Source organism: Methanohalophilus euhalobius (assembly GCF_900215215.1).
GTDB lineage: Archaea > Halobacteriota > Methanosarcinia > Methanosarcinales > Methanosarcinaceae > Methanohalophilus > Methanohalophilus euhalobius.
Map to the genome: position 1 here is coordinate 53,620 of NZ_OBDR01000006.1, position 20,038 is coordinate 73,657.

Here is a 20,038-nt window from a genome sequence, read left to right on the forward strand (position 1 = left end):
ACCATTCCCTATTTTCTCGGGAGCTACTTTCAACTACAACACAGAAAAGAAAGATTTTGAGATTGAGTAGTTACCATTCCCTATTTTCTCGGGAGCTACTTTCAACACGACGAAATAGTAGCTAGGGTAGAGTACAATGACAAGTTACCATTCCCTTTTATCACGGGTGCTTATGTCAACGAAATTGTTGCGACTCTTGCAGATGTTGGCCTGTCCTCTGCGTTACCATTCCCTTTTATCACGGGTGCTTATGTCAACTCAATATTCATCTCAAATATTGCGCAGGTGAACTGGGTTACCATTCCCTTTTATCACGGGTGCTTATGTCAACCCACGTGGAATTTTCCTGGACACAGGCCGAAAACAGAACAAAGTTACCATTCCCTTTTATCACGGGTGCTTATGTCAACGGAATATTTCGATCTCCCTACAGGAGCAGAATTGATTTATGTTACCATTCCCTTTTATCACGGGTGCTTATGTCAACAATATATATAGTTTGTGCCAACAATGAGAAAAATCAAATGTTACCATTCCCTTTTATCACGGGTGCTTATGTCAACGGGATCTCCACTATCCCTGGGCTCGCAGGACCCAAAGTTACCATTCCCTTTTATCACGGGTGCTTATGTCAACAGATGAGTCTACATTGGTTGTTACTAAGGAGTTGTGTTACCATTCCCTTTTATCACGGGTGCTTATGTCAACGAAATTGATGATATGATAATTCGCAAACAAGCAAATGGTTACCATTCCCTTTTATCACGGGTGCTTATGTCAACCAAAAGCCAATGCCGAAAGGCCACCTGAAACACACAGGGTTACCATTCCCTTTTATCACGGGTGCTTATGTCAACAAGTCGTCATGCAGGAAATACAAACAGAAAATGAAGGCAAGTTACCATTCCCTTTTATCACGGGTGCTTATGTCAACTGATGTAGCAAACAGGTTTTATCAATATGACAAACGTACAGTTACCATTCCCTTTTATCACGGGTGCTTATGTCAACTGATTCAATCGGACATTATACAGCTAGAGGATGAGATTAAGTTACCATTCCCTTTTATCACGGGTGCTTATGTCAACAATGTCCAAAAAGACAGACTGACTGTCCACGAATTGCTATCTAGTTACCATTCCCTTTTATCACGGGTGCTTATGTCAACATAAAAGTGTACCACAATCGGTACACTCAATACATGCTGTTACCATTCCCTTTTATCACGGGTGCTTATGTCAACATAATAAATGACGGTAAATTCGTGACATATGGGTTTGCGTTACCATTCCCTTTTATCACGGGTGCTTATGTCAACTTCGCCCGCCCGGATTGGGATGACATATACTATAGTAAGTTACCATTCCCTTTTATCACGGGTGCTTATGTCAACACGTGGTGACGGGCTTGATCTGACAGGTGCATCTGGGTTACCATTCCCTTTTATCACGGGTGCTTATGTCAACTCAAGCATACCGCCTTGGAGTATGTCATCATCTATTTTGTTACCATTCCCTTTTATCACGGGTGCTTATGTCAACCCTATGTTTTTTTCCTTTAAATCCTTTTTGGAGACCTTAGAATACTTCTTTTTGAGGGGGTAGTGTACAGACCTCAATTTGCCAGTACCCTTTAAAAAGGTCTGTACAATCGATAGCAGGAGGCGTCGTGAAAATTAACGCTGTTAACATCAGTAAAACACTATCTGCAGGCTTCATAATAAAAAGATTGATAAATATTCAATGTCTGTTTAAGGTTAAATTAAACCCACAATTGCCTGAAAATGATAATCTGTGTGTACAGACCTCCTTTTGGCTCAACCCCTTATAAAGGTCTTTACACATAGTTCATTAATCGAATTAAATCTATGACGTATTCATGATTTAAAATCATATAGGTGCGTTTATTGCATTAATTCATGTAGAAATAACTCCCTGTACAGAATAAATACAATAAGTTTATATGAATCCTCTTCTTATTATTTAGAGTGTCATGATAACCACGGTTGTACAGGTGGATATATCCACTAATCAAAACGTCAAGAAGAAGTTCATAGGCAGTGTATTCAGAGGCTGGCTTGGCTATAACCTGAAATGTGACACGAATAAAAAATGTGAAGGTTGCAAGGATACAGAGAAATGTCCTTATTTTATGGTGTTCAAAGAAAAAACAGGTGTCAGGCCATATTCAATTCTTGCTTTTGCAGATAAACAGAAAATCAGGGGAATAATACGTCTCTATGGCGATAAAAAGAAATTTGCGCCTAAGATACTCTCCTATATCAAAAAGAATGAAAATAATACTCATTTTGGTGGACAAAAATACAAAATCGATTCCATAAAAGCCTACAACCAGAATATCAAACCGATTAATACAAAAGATAGGGTCAGAATAGCCACTGTTTCACCTCTCCATCTCACAAGTAATCAGGATATGGAGATTATACCGTCCTTTAATACTATTCTCAGGTCTAGCATTCGTGCTTACAACCGTATTGCAAAATATCACGATACGGACAACTATCCATTTCATGTCGGAGAAGATATAACTGAATCAGATGCCGAGATTGTCGATTTTGATATAAACACTGTGGAATATTCCCATGTAAACATAAATAACAAAAAAATGTTTTTCAGCGGGGTTGAAGGCTGGGTGGAATACGACACATCCGCTTTACCATCTGAAATAGGCACGATCCTGGGAATGGGTGAAGCCTTGCAGATTGGAAAACATACTACCTATGGCTTTGGAGGATTCATGGTGACAAATAAGGAGGATACAGATTGAATCAGAAGAATCAGAATATTGGGGTTAGTGATTGGTTCACTAAAAAAATAAAGGAAGATATTGATTATCCAGAACAGAGTAACAAAACACTGGATGTCTTCATTAACGATATCATAGGGATCCTGGACAATTCAAAAAAATTGAGTGATGCTGCAGACGATATCTATGACAAACTTGAAAAATCAGAATTCATCAACAATATATGTTCTGATTCTCGTTTCCCTATATGTTCCCTTTTCCATCACATGAAAAACACATCGGCTGTTGCAACATGCATTTTGTTTCAAAATATTGCAAAAGATAAGTCATATTTGGAGAAATGTCTGAAAGAATACGATATAAAGGCTGATTATGCAGAAAAGGATCTTGTTTCTCTTTTAAGGATTGCTGCACTGTTACATGATATTGGAAAACCGCGCTCATCAAGTAAAAAGGTAAGGTATGGACCATATTATCATCATACCACTCAAACAAGAGAAATTCTGGAACACATACTTGAAAATACCAGTTCTAATCTTGTTGAAAAATATGAATTGAATAAAATCGTTCCAAAACTTGCAGCACAGCATCATTCAAGAGATACCTCCACAAAACTGGAACGATTGCTCAGCAAAGCAGATACAGTGGCTTCAGCTGCAGACAGGATCAATGAAATTGACAGTAATCTGGAAAACGGAAATCTTCATCTTGAAAGCAAGGATAAAATATTTCCTCATGAGATCAACTGTGATGCAGGGGGTATGAAATGTCTGGAAAAGAATCATACCACTGTACTGGGTAATGGAAGCACAATTGATTGCAAGGTTGAAATCAAAGACCCAACAGCAAACTCTGCTCAACTGTTCTATGATTCTGTATGCTATGGAGGGCCTGTAAAATATCTCGGGAAAACATATCCTATATCGGGCAACATCGGTATTCTTTCTCTTGATGTAATGGGCATTCAAGGGTTCATAGGTGAAGCAGATAAACTCAATATGTTGAGGGGTGGAAGTTACTTTGTAGACAAAGTTCTTGAAGCAGCAAAAGACGTAATTGCACATAAAGTATGCCCTGAAGCAGTCCTTTTCTGGGGAGGAGGCAATCTTCTCTCATTCATTCCAGCAACTGAAATGTATAGAAAAGAATTAAAGGAAACTATAGAAAATAAGGTAAAAGATATATCAAACGACGGATTGCAGGTTGCGGTAATTACCTTTGAAGAAGAACTTGCAAACGTTGCGGGGCAGTTCAATGATACTCTGGAAAAATCGCAGAATGAACTTGAAACCAGGAAGAATGAGACAAGATCCAGACAGCCCATAAAGAATACGAAAAAGACATGTCGGTATTGTGCCAAAAGACCTGAAGCATCAAGTGGTGGTTCTTGCAAGGTATGCAAGGAGAAAGAAGAAAAAGGCAAATTGGCGAAGTGTCGTCTTTTCAACAAATATATCAAGAATACTCATGATTGTTCCATACCCACAGAGCTTTCTCATCTTGGTGAATCGATCGGTGCACTGGTAATCGATGGTAACATGATGGGGAGATTATTCCAGCAGACAAGTACACCTGCAGAGTATACCTATAAGAGTCACACCTTCAAGACCAAATTCGACAAAATACTGGAAGATTCAATAACCACTTTTCTTGATCAAGAAGAGAATCTCAACCTGGTAAAGCATCGAAAAGAAGGTATTGACTATCTTGGAATCGATGTACTCTATGCGGGTGGAGATGACGTACTTATTCTCATGAATGCAAAAGCTGTAATCCAGTTTGCAAGTCATTTGATTGAAAATGTATCTGAAGAGTTCATGTTTAAAAAGAAATTCTATGATACCACTACATTTGAGAATCCTACCGTAACCATATCCTGTGGAATTGCAATTGCAGATAACAGTTTTCCTATCTATTTCCTGCTGGATGCAGCAAGAGAAATGGAATCCAGTGCCAAGAAAGAATTCAGGCAGAATACCAGCACAGATGATTACAACATAATCAAAATTCCAAAAGGTGCCATGTCAGTCACAGCTGTAAATTCTGCTATGCCTGAAAAAGACCATATTTCATTTGTTTTCCCTCATGATCTCAAAGATCTTGAACAGTTAAGCAGGATATTTGATATTGCTTTCTATCGGGAAAAATCTCGAACCCTCATTTCAGACCTGGTTACATGCGGTAATTCAAAACATGAATATTTGAACCTGATAAAATACATGTATTCATCTGTGCAGCGCAAAAGTGATAGCATAAATATTGATGATTGTGAATGGATGGCCGATACATTATGTAATGACAATCTGCTTTCGGCATCCCGTATGATCATACCTCATCTGTTACATGGGGAGGGGGAATAAAATGAATATTTGGAAAGTATCACTCAAAGCCACCAGTGATTTCCATACAGCAGGAAAATCCAGCGGTTCAACGATTGACTATCTGAAAAACAGTGAAGATATGCCATACATACCTGCCACTCATATCAAAGGGGTTATGCGAACAGAGGCAGAACGGATAATACGCACTTTAAAAGATGTTAATTGCTGGGTTACGGGTGACCCAGATCAAAAGGAAGTATCTGAAGAAAATAAGCGCAAAATTCGAAGCTGTAGGGATTTATCTGATGAAACGTGTGATGTCTGCAGGATATTTGGCACTCCCAATGACGATAATAAGTACACGGAAGGTAAAATTCGAGTAACTGATTTTGTCTATACGGAAGGGAATAAGAGTACATCTGCAAGGATGCATGTATCTATAGATAGAGATATGCTTTCGAATACAGGTGGTGGATTATATCGAACTTTTGCAGTACCATCAGGCACTGTTTTTTCAGGATATTTCATAATCCGAAACTTAAGTGATGACGATAATAAATTGCTATGGGGTGCCCTGCATTCAATGTGTCATTATGGTCTTGGTGGTGAACGGTCACGTGGAATGGGTAGTTTTGAAGTTGCTGGAATTAAAGAGATCAAATATGAGCAATTTTGCACAGAGGTAGATTTATAATGAAAGTTTTAACGGCAACACTGAAAAACCTGGCACCTCTGCATATTGGAACAGGAAAAAAGACTGGAAATTTTTCAAAAACCCTTGAGTATATTCCAGGCCGAACAATACGGGGAATGGTGGGGTATTACCTATACAATAATAACAAATCTCTATTCAACGCCCTTCGCATCAATGAAGATGAGGATATGAGTCAAACTGGAGTATTCTTCAAAAACGCTCTGCCGATTAATAAAGGTAAGTCCACACGAGCCTGTCCTGTATCATTTAAGTGGTGCAAAAAATGTGGTCATATGATTGAACCTGACAAAAAAGAGTGTACCAATACAGTGGAAGACAGACCGTGTTTGCATGAAGGGAAAAAATATGGAGGCTTTATTACTGCTGATTCGTTTGAAACAGGGGAACTTGAAAGCGTCTCGGTGAATACACAGATTTCTACAAAATGTCCGATTACACGAGATGGTAATACAAGTCCTGGACCATATGATGACATTGCTCCCTATAACATAGAGAGTATTGTAGAGGGTACAGAATTCGAATTCCAGTGTATTGTTGAAGATGAATATGTAGATGGTTTGAAAGAAGCATTGAATGAATCTGGTATATTTGGGGGACTGGGTGGTTTCCGCTCCCGTGGATATGGAACTGTGACATTTTCCAATTTCAATGCAACTCCTGCATCTGATATGATTCAGGAAAAAGCCAGTAATATCTCGCAATTCAAGAATGCAATGATGGTTACTAATTCTCCAATGATTCTCAGGGATGGTGAAACTTCCATTATAGGCTTTGATGAGAATTTCGAACAATATGTTTCTAAAAGTTGTGACATTTGCGCCACTCAGGGAAATTTCAAAATTGTGAGTGGAGATAAGGGTTCACAGAAACTCAATGAAGGTATTGCACGTGGCTGGTCCATTAAGGAAGGTAACAAGGTTTCCGAGATCATTCCCTGTATTGGAATGGGTAGCTGCGCAGTGGTTGAAGGAGACCCTGAAGTCATGGCAACTCTGGAAGTCTATGGAATCGGGGAGATGATCAACAGTGGATATGGTGACGTGTATTTCATGGAGGGCCATCTATGAGCAGCAATTTGATCGAAATCAATCAATATGCCTGGGAACTGGCAACACTGGCCATGTGGAAAGCTGGAAAAGAACTTAAAGCGTATTCTACTGACCAGATTCGCAGAATTGTAGCAGCTGGGAACTCAGGCAACATTAACGATATCAAGAATATTATAGATCAATATTCACCTGCTCCCCCTCAGGGGAAGAAAGAGTACCAGGCTCAGGGTGAAATCCGCGCAAAACGCCAGAAAAATAAGGACTTTGGGAATAATTTGATTCAAGTTATATCTGAAAGAGATGTAGAAGATATACAGCGTTTGTTACAATATGTATTATGGAATATAAAAATTCTTGAATATGCTTACAAGAAATCTGAAGATAAATTTATAGATGAAATTGCTCTGGAGCTTGATTGTGAATATGTAAATAAAGAAAAGATTACGGGTAATTTAAAGCAATTCATAGATGATAACAGAAGGAAAGGTAATTCCAGGGATAAAAGGAGGAGATAATTATGACTGTTGAGTTCAATAGAGATGAGTTGGGGAGTATAGTTCTGGATTCGTATGAACTTATGCTGGAAATTCCATCTCCCAATAAAAAAGGAGATAAATACGAAATTCCTTCCAGGGGCAAACTGAAAAATCTTCCTGAAGCACTGCGGGAGTTTGAAGATCCACAATCTGCAATATTACATTTCACAAAAAGTGCATCTTATTTTTTACCACGTTCTGATGCTAAATTGAGTGACTATTTGCAAATGTTGCTCTCCAAAGTCCAAAAGATACAAAGGGAAGAATCTGATCCTGAAAAAATCAGGGAAAGAATACGTTATCTTATAGGATACAGTAACTGGAGTATGGATGCGGTTTGTAATATATTCGGGATGTCTGCCAGTGATCAGCAAGTGCGTGAGAGGGTTCACACCATGGTCAATGCCGAACTTGGCCTTATTGACAGAGAAAAAGATGTTGACATAATCGTTGACAAAATTATGAAATGGAAATCAAACAATCCCAGGGGAAGATAATTATGTTCAGAAAACTGGTGGACAGAGCAATTTTGCAGTATAAGGTCACTACGAAATCCGATTTACATATCGGGGGTCACACTACTGTTGAACCTGCAGAGGTTGACAATCCTGTAATCAAAAATACGGAAGGTTATCCAATCATACCAGGTAGCAGTCTGAAAGGTGTAATGCGAACCGAAGTGGAGCGATTGCTTAAAGGACTGGATATTAAAGTGTGTGATGTATTTGATAATGAAAGTTATGGAGGCTGTAATGAGTGTCCAGTTTGCTACCTTTTCGGAGGCAAAGATTTGGCATCATCGATACGCATTAAAGATGCAGTTGCCGATAATAAAAAGACATTGATCAGAGATAGTGTAGCCATTGACCGCCAGACAAGGAAAGCCCGTGATGGTGGCAAATATGATATAGAGGCAGTTCCCAGGGGTACAATATTCAAGGGAACAATAACAATAGAAAACACAGGAATTGAATCGGATGGTTATCTCTATGACCATGCAAAACTTGGTGGATTACTCGGTCTGATCGATTTTTTCAATGCATGCAGTGGAAACATAGGTCATGCTGTGTCCCGAGGATTTGGGGAAGTGGAAATTGAAATCGAAAAACTCAATCTGATTACAGCACAGGATTATCTTGACGGCAAATATGAAGGAAGCGAATATTCTCCACAGACTGATGAATATCAGGATTTAAAATCAAATGCTGCTGCTGACTGGTCCAAATATGTAAAAGAAGATAAGCATGTCTGTCAAGAGGGATGATAGTGACCGATTATAGCATCTTTCAAAATCGATGGCAAATAACTGCCAGGTTAACACTGGTTACACCTCTGCGTATCGGTGGTGGACAGAATGCAGGTGCATATTCTCTCTCACAGAGTCCAGTACTCTTATCCTATGATGCCCAGACAAAAAAACCCGACCCGTATATACCAGGCAGCAGCCTTAAAGGTGTATTGAGAAGTACGGTTGAAAGAATAATACGTACTTTCAATGAAAACAAATCCTGCATTGCTGTAAGTAATAAAAGAGATAACAATTTGCTTTGTGGAAAAGAGGATTGTATTCCCTGCTCAATATTTGGATCACAGAAAGAAGGTGCCAGTATTAGGGTACAGGATGCACATCTTTCCGATGAACTAAATCAGAACCTTGCTCTGGGAGAACGTCCACACTGTGCAACCCGCTATAAAAAAAGGGGACACGAATATGTGATGCAAACCAGAAAGAAAGGCAACGGACAAGTACCAAATGCAAATCCTCGCTTTGAAGAAATTGTAACAGCAAACAATTCGTTTGATGTCACTATTAATCTTGATAATGCAAACGAGCAGGAAGTTGGTTTTGTATTACTTGCCCTGAATGAATTCAACCATAAGAGATGCTGTCTTGGAGGAGGGACATCTAGAGGAAACGGGTTTGTAGATGTAAATCGGGTTAGGGTTGCAAAAAAGAGTGTTGACAATGATGATGATGCCTTGTTTCAGGTGAAGACAGAACAAATGGACCCTATTATGTTCTGTAATGCAGCAAAGAAGTACCTGAAAAATATAGATAACGGTGAGGATACATGTCGTAGAGATTTCGATGTATACTATCGTGCTTATTCTACCGATAAATTGGAAGGCAATGTGGTTGTTCCTTATGAGATTATTACAACGAAGGATTTCCAGATGCCAGGGGCAGATGAGGCTACCGTAACCAATCAAGGGGTACCAATAATACCAGGTTCAACCATCAAGGGTTACCTTCGACATACATTGATTTCTAAAGGTGAAGATGCAGATACTATAGACGAGTTGTTTGGTGCCTCTGTGGGTAATAACCAACATCGTTCAAGGATTTTAATCTCCGATGCATTTCCACTAGAACAATTTGCCTCTAGCGATATGATTCCTGCAAATACAAGACTGAAACTCTGGATGGTTTTTGATAATATTGAAAGGCACGAAGTTGAACTTATTAGCAACATCCTGAAAAAAGAATGTACAATTACAGGAAAAAGTGTTGCCGATCCCAACAAAACAGGAAAATCTTCACGCAATGTTGTGAGATTTCATCCAGTATTACCAGAAAAATTTGAGGCAAACAAGTTCCTGGAATTAATGGTATAAATATGAAATACTGGTTGGCTTTTATTGGTTCGAGCCCGTTTGCTGTAATCAATACAATCTGGGCGGCCTGCAGGGAAGAAGGTTATGTACCCGAACATGTCAAGTTCCTTACAAACAGGGAACTTAAAGAAGAGTGGAAGGACACTATTGGCAATTGGGTCCCCACACTTCTTGAAAAATATGGTGTAATCGACCCGCTATACTCCACCGAGGACATTGTAGAAACTGATTTTCAGATGATTCATAACAAATATCGTTCCCTTCTTTCTGAAATCGGTGATAATGATGAGGTTGCTGTGGATATCACGCCTGGACGAAAATATATGTCAGCCATATCGATGGAAGTTGGACTGGAGATGGGGGTGGATCATGTATATTACATGCATCTATCAGATAACAGGTATCAGAATTCTCCGTATCCTTTAATTCCAAAACATCGCCATGCCTTGATTGATATGAAGAAAGAATTCTATGATAATACATCGGTTGGGGAAGATGAATGATAATACCAAAACAATATTTGATTGGTTTGCTTAATGTTTTATCTGAAACTTCCAGCCAATTGGAGGTGGATTATCCTCCTCTGGGACATCTTTTGGATATCAGGATTGGCGAAAAATGCGAAATAACTGCTATTTCCAGAGAATATTTCAGAACAAGCAGAAGTAATGCATTACGTCTCTATCGGAATGATAATTTCTTGTCTCGGGAAATTCCTGATCATGATGACTTTAAAATATGTATGTATGCCTCATCCCTGTTAAATTCGGAAAATGAATCCGTACTTGAACATGAATTACAGGATGAAGGCAAACGTAACTTATTGAAGGGTGATAAGCCTCTTTTTATTGGATACGATACCAATTCCTTACGTCACAGAAGCAACCTTTTAATTCAAAACACATTATCCAAATTGTCTTTGGCGGATTCTCCAAACATTGGCTTTTGCCTGAGTGAGGTCGTTAAAAGAGAATTGCGCAATCAATGGGAAAATAAACATAAAAAATCAGATATCGACAAACTCTGTGCATTACATCCACAGGCTACACGTTTTCTGAACCAGCATCCTAAAACTGCCCGTATGGCCCGATTGGGTGCAGTAGAATACAAACATCTGATGGCCCAATTAAATTGTGAAGAGATCAATGGGAAGGGTCTGGGGGATAATAATATCATTCAATCGTATGAATTTTTTAGGGATAAGCGTAATGTGGACCTTCTTTTGATAAGTGGTGATAATGATTTTACTGCAATGGCACATGAGGAAAAGATACGTTCTGTGTACATGAAACAGCCATCTAATTATGACACTAACTTCGAGTGTCAGTGGGAAGAGCTTGTTGAATTGCTTTACTGCATGGCAATAATATTCGGTCATATACGTCTGGAACATATCGATATATATGGCATATGGACAGGCAAAAATGAGGACGATTGGGACGATTACAGAATTTCTGTTGAAACAGGTGATCCTTCTATTTTCAAGGACCTGATTATTCTCGAACAAAGTTATAAGTTGCCTATTTGATTTAAGGAAGTGCTTTCTGATGGTTAATCAAAGAGATATCGAAAATAGGGTAAACGACAGTACAGATTGCCAATATGTACTGGACAGGATCTCGGATTTTGAAAATTCGGATGATAGGACCCAGCTGGTATCCATATCAAAGGAATTGTTTTCCTATGAGAAGAAGTATCTTCCAGAATACACAGGCAATTGTGACGTGTTGATATGCACGGTGGGGATGCGTGAGGCTCCTATTATTTTATCCCAGATTTCTGTTAAACCCAAAAGAAGTATCCTTTTGCATACCGAGGGTTCAGAGCATGTGGCTGACAAAATCCAGGCTGATCCAGATATTAAAAAATTGAATATTGAATTTAAAAAGATAGAGATTGATGATCTGGATGCTGCACATAATTATAATGTATTAAAAAATGAAGTACTTCCGCAAATCGGTAATCGACAGAATGTAAGAATTGATCCTACCGCTGGAAGAAAGATTATGGGTACTGCAGTGGGATCATTTGCCTTCTTTTACAGGATTCCGATGATATATCTGCATGCCGAGGAAAAAATGGGTATCAGTGTTCCTTTTACAGGCAAGATCTGTGATATAGAGAATCCCTATGACTACTATGGGGATGTGGATATGCAGATATTGAAAGCAAATTTCGATAATGGGTATTTTGATGCTGCAGCAGAGGTATGTGAACAATTAAGAGGAAAAGTCAGGGATCTTGCTCTGGGTAAGAAACTGGATTTACTGCAGGATTTTATTCAGGTGTACTGTGATTGGGATAGGTTTTTACATAGCAGTTTTGCTTCCAGTGCAAAGGAGAGAAAAGACGAATCCTATCTTTCAGACAGGTTAAAATCCATTTGTGCAGATTGTAAAAGATATGGAATAAGGCTTGTACGCGAAGATGACCTTAGACAAAATATTGAGTTCCTGGAAGAGATTGAGAATCACTGGAAACCTGGTACCAATATCGTGGATAAGTTTCGTATAGTGGATATTTTCAAAAACGCCCAGCGCAGGGCGATTCAAGGTAAGTATGACGATGCAACTGCAAGATTATATCGCTGTCTTGAAATGTGTGCGGCTCTTTTGATGGAAAAGGAAGGCGTTTGCGACATCAACAAGATTGATTATGAAAAATTTGCAGCAGATCATGGTATGACTAAAGAGGATTTGTTTGCCAGGTTCAAAGAAATTTCTAATTTTGATAGTCCAAGGTCACCTCCTGGGTTGAATGATATTATGACAATATTACAGGTAATCAATGTTCCATCTGCACATATGTATGGTCGTATGAATAGTTCAGATGAGAATGGAGAAAATCTTAGAGATAAAAGAAATCGCTCTTTGCTTGCGCACGGTACGAATCCAATCACCAGGGAAGATTACAATGTACTTTTTAATGGGACTGAAAAAATAATTGCCAGTACCCTTGGCAAAAAGCAATTCAAACAATTAGCCAGACGGTCTGATATCCCCAAACTGCTGATCTGATATGAAATCCTCGACACCTTCTACCCTCCATATATCTGGATATGGAAAAAAGTTGAAAAAACATAATAATTCACTGGTGGTGGAATGGAAAGAGGGAGAGAATTCTGAAAAAGCATCTTTTACCCCATCCAAACTTGAGGATGTGATACTTTCAGGAGAGCATTCCATAAGTACTGGTGCCATAAGATTACTTTTCGAGAATAATGTAAGCCTGTCTTGTATGGATAGTTTTGGAAATCCAATCGGGTACCTGTTTCCACATGCATACTGCCAGTATATGAATATATGGGAAAAACAGCTTTCAATAGACTCTATTCATAAACTCGATATTGCTAAAAATATATGTCTGGCAGGAGCAACTAACAAAAAGAGTATACTGCAAACGATACAAAACAGTCGGGATATAGAACTGGGAGAGTTTGTTGCCAGTATTGAAAATATCATAGATAAGATGTATGACGTATCCCATACTGATTCTCTGATGGGTTATGAAGGCAGTGCTGCAAATGCATATTTTGAGGCTCTTAAACTGATTATTCCTGCTAGATTTGAATTCGAACGCAGAATAAAACATCCTTCCCCTGATCCTGTAAATGTGTTGTTAAGTTATGGATACGGTATTCTGTATTCAAAAATACGTGCAGCCATTAACAAAGCCAAACTGAATCCATACCGTGGTGTGCTTCATTCGAATTACAGAAATCAGGAAGGACTTGTGTACGATCTGATTGAAGAATTCAGACAACCTGTTGTAGATAGAGTTGTACTTACCATGATCGGCAGAAATCAGGTGCATCTTGATTATTTTTCAAACGAAGATGGATTTTGCAGAATAGACAATCGTTTCAAGAAAATCTTTGCAAATATGATTTTTTCCCGACTTGAAAGCGAGACGATCTACAGGGATGGAAAGAAGACTTTCCAGGACATTATTGACCTGCAGGCCATCGAGTATCAAAAGGCAATTGTTGAGGGTTATGAGTATGAACCCTTCATGTACAGAAGGAGGTGATTGTTCCTGCCTTCAAAATATATTGTTGTGGCATATGATATTGAGAATGACAGGACAAGATTACAGATTGCCGATATTCTTCAATATTATGGTTTAATGAGAATTCAATATAGTGTTTTTGCAGGTGAAATTCCTTCGAATAAAATAAATGAATTGTCCTCCCTACTATTTGACAGTAATCTAGCAGAAACAGATAATATCACAGTATTTCCTTTATGCAGGGAATGTCTGAATAATGTCCTTACATTAGAACCATTGCCTCAGGAAATCAAGCATCTGTCATTATGATGTACAGACCTTTATAAGGGGTTGAGTAAAAAGGAGGTCTGTACACATATATTATCATTTGTAGGCATCAATGATAGAAATCTTGCCTTAAACGGACATCGACTTTATATTAATATTTTTTTGATGATGGCACTTGATAGTGTTTTACTGATGTTAACAGCGTTAATTTTCACGACGCCTCCTGCTATCGATTGTACAGACCTTTTTAAAGGGTACTGGCAAATTGAGGTCTGTACACTACCCCCTCAAAAAGAAGAGTTCTAATGCCTCCAAAAAGGATTTAAAGGAAAAAAACATAGGGGTTGACATAAGCACCCGTGATAAAAGGGAATGGTAACATAAGTTAAGTTAAATCAATATTAATTGATAAAGTAAAATGTTGACATAAGCACCCGTGATAAAAGGGAATGGTAACACTATATAAATTAATTCATGTTTAATTTCAGTTCTGTTGACATAAGCACCCGTGATAAAAGGGAATGGTAACTTACATATTGGTTACTATCATCCAATTCATATACGCTAAGTTGACATAAGCACCCGTGATAAAAGGGAATGGTAACACCTGTGCACCCATTTCAGAAGTAGCATCTGCACGTATCTTGTTGACATAAGCACCCGTGATAAAAGGGAATGGTAACAACGGATAGTCATATTTTTTCATTACATGAGGATATAAGTTGACATAAGCACCCGTGATAAAAGGGAATGGTAACTCACCCTGAACTCATACGGTCAAATCTATACGCTTAATGTGTTGACATAAGCACCCGTGATAAAAGGGAATGGTAACTTAGCAGCCTCCGTTTTGCTCATTCCCAATTTAGTCTTAAGTTGACATAAGCACCCGTGATAAAAGGGAATGGTAACTACCTGTTAGGCCATACATAGGTAGTAGTGCTGTAATCTGTTGACATAAGCACCCGTGATAAAAGGGAATGGTAACAGAACTTAATTTTCCAAGGTCGAACGGTGCATTATATGTTGACATAAGCACCCGTGATAAAAGGGAATGGTAACTCGTGTGGCTGTGGTGCCTTCTCCTTCCACGTTTCCAAATTTTTAAGTTGACATAAGCACCCGTGATAAAAGGGAATGGTAACCGCCTGCCTCATGCGCATAAAACTTATCACATAGATATGTGTTGACATAAGCACCCGTGATAAAAGGGAATGGTAACCATTTTCTGTTTTGAAATGGTAGTTTTTACCATTTTGGGAGTTGACATAAGCACCCGTGAAAATAGGGAATACTTCCTTTTGCAATCTATTTAGACTATGTGACAAATTATCCACTCAAAGAACGATTTGCTCAATAATTATAGGTCGATGAACATGGAACTTAATGAAAAAATGTATTATGCTTGCTCATTATGCAGTACAGAAGATAAGGTTGTATGGCACAGACCAAAAACGAAGATCTGGCAAGAACACAGACGATACATCGATTTAGATCAGACAAATTCAGAGACTCCACAATACTTCTGGTGTCTAAAACACAATCGTGCACATTCATTGAAAAGAGAATGCCTGAAATATAAGGCTACAATTACTTTCAATGGTAATGAAGGAAATAGGGATTGTAATACAAAACAATTATCCCATAACGACACACTTGATGAAATCAGAAAAACCGTTACTGAAAAGTCCAATCAATTGGATTGGAAAAAAGTTATTGGCAGCAACAGTCTTCCATATCCCTGCACCAGGGAATCAAGGTTGATATTACCCGACATAATATATTGTCAGCGTGATCCAGGTACAAATTCAAGATACTCAATTACTAACATTATTGAATTCGAAACAAAAACACCACCTGAAATTATAATTGATAAAGTAAAAAGATTTGATAAATCTTTTGAAGAAATGAAAAGAAAGAATTATCAAGGAGACATATTGCCCAGAATCATTTTTTTATATGATGCAGAGACAGAGGTCTCTTTAAGGCAGATTCAGAAAATGCTTGATGGAATTGATTACAAACATCTGGAATCTGTTTGTATCGGATATTACGACACTAAAGATAATTGGTATAATAAGTATTTTAGTAACATATGATTTGAACTAATGTTGTGAGTTTGATTCATTCAGCCAAGAGTTTTTCTGAAATTCATGGCGAAGCAATGATATTAGATTTTTCAGAAGTTGCTTATATATACTCATTCATTACCTCTATTAGCTTTGAACACGCCTCATCATTGCTCAGATTCCTTTCCAAATCAGCAGATATCACAGTGAAAAAAATCAAATGTGCACTAAGGTCCTTATAGTATTGTTTGCTTTGAAACTGAAAAATAACATTTTCTTTGACAATCCCATCATTTTTAAATGATATTAGTTTATCCAAAATGTATGCTCTATTTACTGACCGAGGGTATGGAACTAAACTATCTGGTTCAATTTCATTAAACTTTAAGGACAGAGGACCGCATTTTTCAGTTATCAATTCTAAGCTAATTTTATTTGATTCTTTTATGGCTCCTATAGTAGATATAACAATCACTTTATCAGTCATTTCATAGTATACAGAATCTTACTCATTGTTGACAGCATTGTTTCAATCATTTGAATTAATTCTTTTTTGAAGATAAGATACATTATCTATTTTTAAGTTGTTTCCATAAAATTCTCATGGCATCCCTCACAAAATACTGTTCATAACTTTTGGCCCAGATAGGAATAGATATCTTTCGGGTGTTGCCTTTTCGACCACGGTACACCATTTGAGTTTGAATTAATATACCAAAAGAAGTTATATTAGCTGAAAATGTTTCCATTATAGAAATATGTTTTATCTTAAGTGTCCCAATTTCTCCTATCCTTCCACCAGTATCGTAGAGAGTAGCGATGATTGCCTTGTCCCTGGGATGGTCAGCCACCTCGATGAGTCTGAGAATTTCTTCCTCTGTCAGCAATTCTTCAGGAATTTTCGATTCATTGACCTTGCTTTTGATCTTGATCCAATTTAGTACAGAATCATCATTGTACAGCCATCGGAAAAACTTTCGAAGACATATCTTATAGTCCCTCTTTGTAGAAGCAGATACATCCCTTCTCTGTATGTACCCGACAAGTATCTTTAGATCGTTCTCTTAACTCAAAATCAGTATCCAGCCAGAGCCGTAATCGATACAATTGGTCCAGATATTTAAGAACTTGACACTCACCAAGCCCGTCTACAAAAAGATCAGCTTCATAAGAAAAAAGGAGGTTTTTATCTCGTTCAGAAAAGTTAGAATTTTCAATACGTCTCTCTGAAGACTTGAGCCTTCTTTCAGTATCATAGAATACAGACATTCTTCCCACCTTCCTTGATCATTCAAGGCAGGAGGGCTTTGTACTGCAAGTTTAAAGCCTCGGGCGGGATTCGAACCCGCGACCTCGTCCTTACCAAGGACGCACTACACCCCTAAGCCACCGAGGCACGCTTTTCTTGACTGCGACCCCTCAATAGGAGTGATACCATAATAAGTTTTCGGTTTTCTGGATTCGGTTCAGAGCAACCAGCGACCATCTGCAGGGAAGCGTTCTTTGATCCACATGAGCGTGTCATTGTGGTGCACAATACGATAGGTCCTTGAGAGACATTCACGACTGCCAAAAAGTGGACCATCGGCTTCCATCTGTATGGTATCAAGGTCCCTGCGGGTCTCCATGCCGTAATTACGCAGGATCTTACCAATTGGTATATCGGCACGCATCATATCCCTGCGAACCTCTTCTGGCATACGGCCTATAGGAGAGAGGGAAACCGCATGAACATAAGGGACACCATCCGCCACCAATCGCACGGTGCGATGATTCACTTCTTCACCAACATCCACATCCAAAAGCCCGGCCATCTCCTCATCTGCTTTTACAAGGTGCTGATCCTCGGTAATTACCTCAACTTCGTGGCGTGTCATGATCTCAAGCAGGAAAGTGACAGAACCATCGGTACCTGCACAGACACGCAGGCATGTGGGAATTTCAAAAGCCTTAAGATCCTTGAGAAAGTCGCGATTGGCAAACACGTATGATCCTGTTATTTGGAAACTGCCTTCTTGGCGTTCTTAACTCGTTCCTTGGCAGTGTAACCTGTTGCCTTATAGAGAAAATCGCGGAATCTCTTGTTGGTATCAAGAATAATCTCATCAGAGACACCTTCAGCTTCAGAATTCGTGTCAACTGCAAGTTTTTTACCGTTCATCCACACAGAAAGTTCCTTCATAACACCGTATGAAGTAACTAATCTATCTCCTTTTCTGGATATATCGGAAGGGAAACATTCCTCAAGCGCTTCATAGATACGTTCAATATCGGGGGAATGACCACGTTTTAATTTGTATTCCTGCATGTAGATCGATTAATTACATACCGGCAGACATGGATAAATGTTTTGGTCTAAAAAAATTATCTGAATTCAAACCACATAGAAAACAAATAAACAAAATATAATTTCTCATATATAAAAACATATTTAAATACCTTCATATCATAGTGCGGTTTGTAATGAGCAAGGCTGAAAAGCAGCTTTCATATCGTACCACCACCATACCACCAATCTGCTTTTTTTTACGATACCTTGCTCATTACCTTATCGTTAAAATTATTCCTTACCAATTATCTTACGCCCATTTTCTCCCACAATTATTACACGGGGCACCTTTTCTGCAACAATAGCGGCAAGGCTTTCCATATCCTCCCAGGCAGGCACAGGCGAGGTGTATCCTGCAAAAGGATGATCAAAGTCGGGATTGCTTAAGAATTGATAAAGAAGTACCTCACAGGCTCCTTCCATAACAGGCAACATCCTCTTCACGGATTCTTCAGTAACATAACCGGGAATTACACGAACCCAGAGTCGCAACCATCTGGTTTTAGCAATATCTATCGATGTTTTGAGATTTGCTACATATTGTTCTACCCTTTTGGAGGAAATGCCTGTAAGTTCCTCAATTGCAGCCGTGTCTTCAAGTGGAACTTTCAATTCCAGAACAAAACCTTTTACAAAGGGCAGAGATTGCTCCAGTACTTCAGGTTTCATGCCATCCGACTTTAAAATGATCTCCATACCCATTGAATACAACCGCTCAATCAAAGGGATTAAATCCTTCTGGAGAGTGGGTTCGGCTCCTCCGATAAAAACCTTTTTTGCAGCTGAATTTTTAACAAAGTCAACAACTTCATCTATACTGTATTCCTCAAAGGGTTGCCTGATATGAATACAATAGGGACATTTCAGGTTACATCCAAAAAAGTCCAGACGTACCTGTTCTCCCTTTAACCCCATATTGATAAGTCGCATTTTATATTCCCACTCACAACAATAAATATAGAAGTATATCAAACTTTCTAAAATTGAATTACGCCTGCAACCATGGACAAATTATAATACCAGAAAAACCAATTTAGCCTCAAGATATACGTTACGGGTGAACTTATGGTAAAAAAACTGACCCTCGAAGACCTAAAACTGAGCAAGGAAAAAATGGAAGATGAGATGGGAGCTGAAATCGAAGGCCTGTATGACCTCGTAATCCCTCCGGGCACTCCTTCATATCTGGTCTATGATCTTGTTGAAGAATTCGATCTTGAACCCCTTGAGAGAAAGATTGGTGTAAACATTGTTGAATGTGATGAAAGAGAAGTTATAGTACTGAGGGGAGAACTTGAAGCCGTCCAGGCAGCAGAACAATACCTTTATGATGAATTGAAAGCCTACGTGGGATCCGAGTGA

Annotated in this window: 20 protein-coding genes, 1 tRNA gene and 2 CRISPR repeat arrays (1 of these 23 cut by a window edge); of the genes, 15 read left to right on the top strand and 6 right to left on the bottom strand. The window is 38.7% G+C overall.

The window, feature by feature from the left end; all coding sequences use genetic code 11:
- A CRISPR array of direct repeats spans nucleotides 1-1,541; the repeat unit is 37 nt; unit sequence GTTACCATTCCCTTTTATCACGGGTGCTTATGTCAAC (it extends 3 nt beyond the left edge of the window).
- A gap of 451 nt (nucleotides 1,542-1,992) precedes the next feature.
- From cas6 to CP947_RS06700, 14 genes are all read left to right on the top strand, one after another.
- Nucleotides 1,993-2,787: a CRISPR system precrRNA processing endoribonuclease RAMP protein Cas6 gene (gene cas6 / locus CP947_RS06630; RefSeq protein WP_096712439.1), complete on the top strand. Its 795-nt coding sequence runs from the start codon at nucleotides 1,993-1,995 to the stop codon at nucleotides 2,785-2,787.
- Nucleotides 2,784-5,126 (top strand): Cas10/Cmr2 second palm domain-containing protein, encoded by a 2,343-nt coding sequence (locus CP947_RS06635; RefSeq protein ID WP_096712440.1) that lies wholly within the window; start codon nucleotides 2,784-2,786, stop codon nucleotides 5,124-5,126. Before cas6 ends, CP947_RS06635 begins: the two co-directional genes overlap by 4 nt.
- Before the next feature lies 1 nt (nucleotide 5,127).
- Nucleotides 5,128-5,781, top strand: coding sequence for an RAMP superfamily CRISPR-associated protein (locus tag CP947_RS06640; RefSeq protein ID WP_165868986.1), 654 nt, complete (start codon nucleotides 5,128-5,130; stop codon nucleotides 5,779-5,781).
- Nucleotides 5,781-6,869, top strand: a complete 1,089-nt coding sequence (locus CP947_RS06645; protein WP_096712442.1) for an RAMP superfamily CRISPR-associated protein — start codon at nucleotides 5,781-5,783, stop codon at nucleotides 6,867-6,869. Before CP947_RS06640 ends, CP947_RS06645 begins: the two co-directional genes overlap by 1 nt.
- Nucleotides 6,866-7,366 carry a hypothetical protein gene (locus CP947_RS06650; RefSeq protein WP_096712443.1) on the top strand — a complete coding sequence of 167 codons (501 nt, stop codon included), beginning with the start codon at nucleotides 6,866-6,868 and terminating at the stop codon, nucleotides 7,364-7,366. Before CP947_RS06645 ends, CP947_RS06650 begins: the two co-directional genes overlap by 4 nt.
- Nucleotides 7,367-7,368: 2 nt before the next feature.
- A complete protein-coding gene (locus tag CP947_RS06655) occupies nucleotides 7,369-7,884 on the top strand; it encodes a hypothetical protein (RefSeq protein ID WP_096712444.1) in 516 nt (171 codons plus the stop codon).
- Nucleotides 7,885-7,886: 2 nt separating this feature from the next.
- Nucleotides 7,887-8,651 (top strand): type III CRISPR-associated RAMP protein Csx7, encoded by a 765-nt coding sequence (csx7, locus tag CP947_RS06660; RefSeq protein WP_164909073.1) that lies wholly within the window; start codon nucleotides 7,887-7,889, stop codon nucleotides 8,649-8,651.
- Between the two features lie 2 nt (nucleotides 8,652-8,653).
- Nucleotides 8,654-10,003, top strand: coding sequence for an RAMP superfamily CRISPR-associated protein (locus tag CP947_RS06665; RefSeq protein WP_164909074.1), 1,350 nt, complete (start codon nucleotides 8,654-8,656; stop codon nucleotides 10,001-10,003).
- 2 nt (nucleotides 10,004-10,005) lie between these two features.
- Nucleotides 10,006-10,506, top strand: a complete 501-nt coding sequence (locus CP947_RS06670; RefSeq protein WP_096712447.1) for a hypothetical protein — start codon at nucleotides 10,006-10,008, stop codon at nucleotides 10,504-10,506.
- Nucleotides 10,503-11,531, top strand: a complete 1,029-nt coding sequence (locus tag CP947_RS06675; protein WP_096712448.1) for a hypothetical protein — start codon at nucleotides 10,503-10,505, stop codon at nucleotides 11,529-11,531. Before CP947_RS06670 ends, CP947_RS06675 begins: the two co-directional genes overlap by 4 nt.
- 19 nt (nucleotides 11,532-11,550) lie before the next feature.
- The gene (locus CP947_RS06680; RefSeq protein WP_096712449.1) at nucleotides 11,551-13,020 is read left to right on the top strand and encodes a TIGR02710 family CRISPR-associated CARF protein; all 1,470 of its coding nucleotides are present in this window, start codon (nucleotides 11,551-11,553) and stop codon (nucleotides 13,018-13,020) included.
- Between the two features lies 1 nt (nucleotide 13,021).
- Complete coding sequence (gene cas1, locus CP947_RS06685; RefSeq protein ID WP_096712450.1) at nucleotides 13,022-14,032, top strand: CRISPR-associated endonuclease Cas1; 1,011 nt, start codon at nucleotides 13,022-13,024, stop codon at nucleotides 14,030-14,032.
- Nucleotides 14,033-14,320, top strand: a complete 288-nt coding sequence (gene cas2 / locus CP947_RS06690) for a CRISPR-associated endonuclease Cas2 (protein WP_181079351.1) — start codon at nucleotides 14,033-14,035, stop codon at nucleotides 14,318-14,320. It abuts the gene before it with no gap.
- 301 nt (nucleotides 14,321-14,621) lie between these two features.
- Nucleotides 14,622-15,577: direct repeats of the CRISPR family, unit length 37 nt; unit sequence GTTGACATAAGCACCCGTGATAAAAGGGAATGGTAAC.
- A 77-nt stretch (nucleotides 15,578-15,654) separates the two neighbouring features.
- Nucleotides 15,655-16,377: a hypothetical protein gene (locus CP947_RS06700; RefSeq protein WP_096712452.1), complete on the top strand. Its 723-nt coding sequence runs from the start codon at nucleotides 15,655-15,657 to the stop codon at nucleotides 16,375-16,377.
- A 91-nt stretch (nucleotides 16,378-16,468) separates the two neighbouring features.
- Here CP947_RS06700 and CP947_RS06705 read toward each other — a convergent pair whose 3' ends face one another.
- The 6 genes from CP947_RS06705 to CP947_RS06735 all read right to left on the bottom strand — a co-directional run bounded on the left by CP947_RS06705 (nucleotide 16,469) and on the right by CP947_RS06735 (nucleotide 19,606).
- Nucleotides 16,469-16,834 carry a hypothetical protein gene (locus CP947_RS06705; protein WP_096712453.1) on the bottom strand — a complete coding sequence of 122 codons (366 nt, stop codon included), beginning with the start codon at nucleotides 16,832-16,834 and terminating at the stop codon, nucleotides 16,469-16,471.
- 82 nt (nucleotides 16,835-16,916) lie between these two features.
- Nucleotides 16,917-17,234: a tyrosine-type recombinase/integrase gene (locus CP947_RS06710; protein WP_164909075.1), complete on the bottom strand. Its 318-nt coding sequence runs from the start codon at nucleotides 17,232-17,234 to the stop codon at nucleotides 16,917-16,919.
- A 437-nt stretch (nucleotides 17,235-17,671) separates the two neighbouring features.
- Nucleotides 17,672-17,743: transfer RNA gene (locus CP947_RS06720), tRNA-Thr, on the bottom strand.
- A gap of 70 nt (nucleotides 17,744-17,813) precedes the next feature.
- The gene (locus CP947_RS06725; protein ID WP_096712456.1) at nucleotides 17,814-18,332 is read right to left on the bottom strand and encodes a chorismate--pyruvate lyase family protein; all 519 of its coding nucleotides are present in this window, start codon (nucleotides 18,330-18,332) and stop codon (nucleotides 17,814-17,816) included.
- A gap of 11 nt (nucleotides 18,333-18,343) precedes the next feature.
- Nucleotides 18,344-18,655, bottom strand: coding sequence for a DUF5611 family protein (locus tag CP947_RS06730; protein ID WP_096712457.1), 312 nt, complete (start codon nucleotides 18,653-18,655; stop codon nucleotides 18,344-18,346).
- 252 nt (nucleotides 18,656-18,907) lie between these two features.
- Nucleotides 18,908-19,606, bottom strand: coding sequence for a radical SAM protein (locus tag CP947_RS06735; RefSeq protein WP_096712458.1), 699 nt, complete (start codon nucleotides 19,604-19,606; stop codon nucleotides 18,908-18,910).
- Nucleotides 19,607-19,741: 135 nt separating this feature from the next.
- Here CP947_RS06735 and CP947_RS06740 point away from each other — a divergent pair, with 135 nt between their 5' ends.
- The gene (locus CP947_RS06740; protein ID WP_072360333.1) at nucleotides 19,742-20,038 is read left to right on the top strand and encodes a hypothetical protein; all 297 of its coding nucleotides are present in this window, start codon (nucleotides 19,742-19,744) and stop codon (nucleotides 20,036-20,038) included.

Coding starts and splice junctions, on each gene's coding strand:
- cas6 (WP_096712439.1), top strand. CDS start 1,993: ATGATAACCACGGTTGTACAGGTGGATATATCCACTAATCAAAACGTC.
- CP947_RS06640 (WP_165868986.1), top strand. CDS start 5,128: ATGAATATTTGGAAAGTATCACTCAAAGCCACCAGTGATTTCCATACA.
- CP947_RS06645 (WP_096712442.1), top strand. CDS start 5,781: ATGAAAGTTTTAACGGCAACACTGAAAAACCTGGCACCTCTGCATATT.
- CP947_RS06650 (WP_096712443.1), top strand. CDS start 6,866: ATGAGCAGCAATTTGATCGAAATCAATCAATATGCCTGGGAACTGGCA.
- CP947_RS06655 (WP_096712444.1), top strand. CDS start 7,369: ATGACTGTTGAGTTCAATAGAGATGAGTTGGGGAGTATAGTTCTGGAT.
- csx7 (WP_164909073.1), top strand. CDS start 7,887: ATGTTCAGAAAACTGGTGGACAGAGCAATTTTGCAGTATAAGGTCACT.
- CP947_RS06670 (WP_096712447.1), top strand. CDS start 10,006: ATGAAATACTGGTTGGCTTTTATTGGTTCGAGCCCGTTTGCTGTAATC.
- CP947_RS06675 (WP_096712448.1), top strand. CDS start 10,503: ATGATAATACCAAAACAATATTTGATTGGTTTGCTTAATGTTTTATCT.
- CP947_RS06680 (WP_096712449.1), top strand. CDS start 11,551: ATGGTTAATCAAAGAGATATCGAAAATAGGGTAAACGACAGTACAGAT.
- cas1 (WP_096712450.1), top strand. CDS start 13,022: ATGAAATCCTCGACACCTTCTACCCTCCATATATCTGGATATGGAAAA.
- CP947_RS06700 (WP_096712452.1), top strand. CDS start 15,655: ATGGAACTTAATGAAAAAATGTATTATGCTTGCTCATTATGCAGTACA.
- CP947_RS06705 (WP_096712453.1), bottom strand. CDS start 16,834: ATGACTGATAAAGTGATTGTTATATCTACTATAGGAGCCATAAAAGAA.
- CP947_RS06730 (WP_096712457.1), bottom strand. CDS start 18,655: ATGCAGGAATACAAATTAAAACGTGGTCATTCCCCCGATATTGAACGT.
- CP947_RS06735 (WP_096712458.1), bottom strand. CDS start 19,606: ATGCGACTTATCAATATGGGGTTAAAGGGAGAACAGGTACGTCTGGAC.
- CP947_RS06740 (WP_072360333.1), top strand. CDS start 19,742: ATGGTAAAAAAACTGACCCTCGAAGACCTAAAACTGAGCAAGGAAAAA.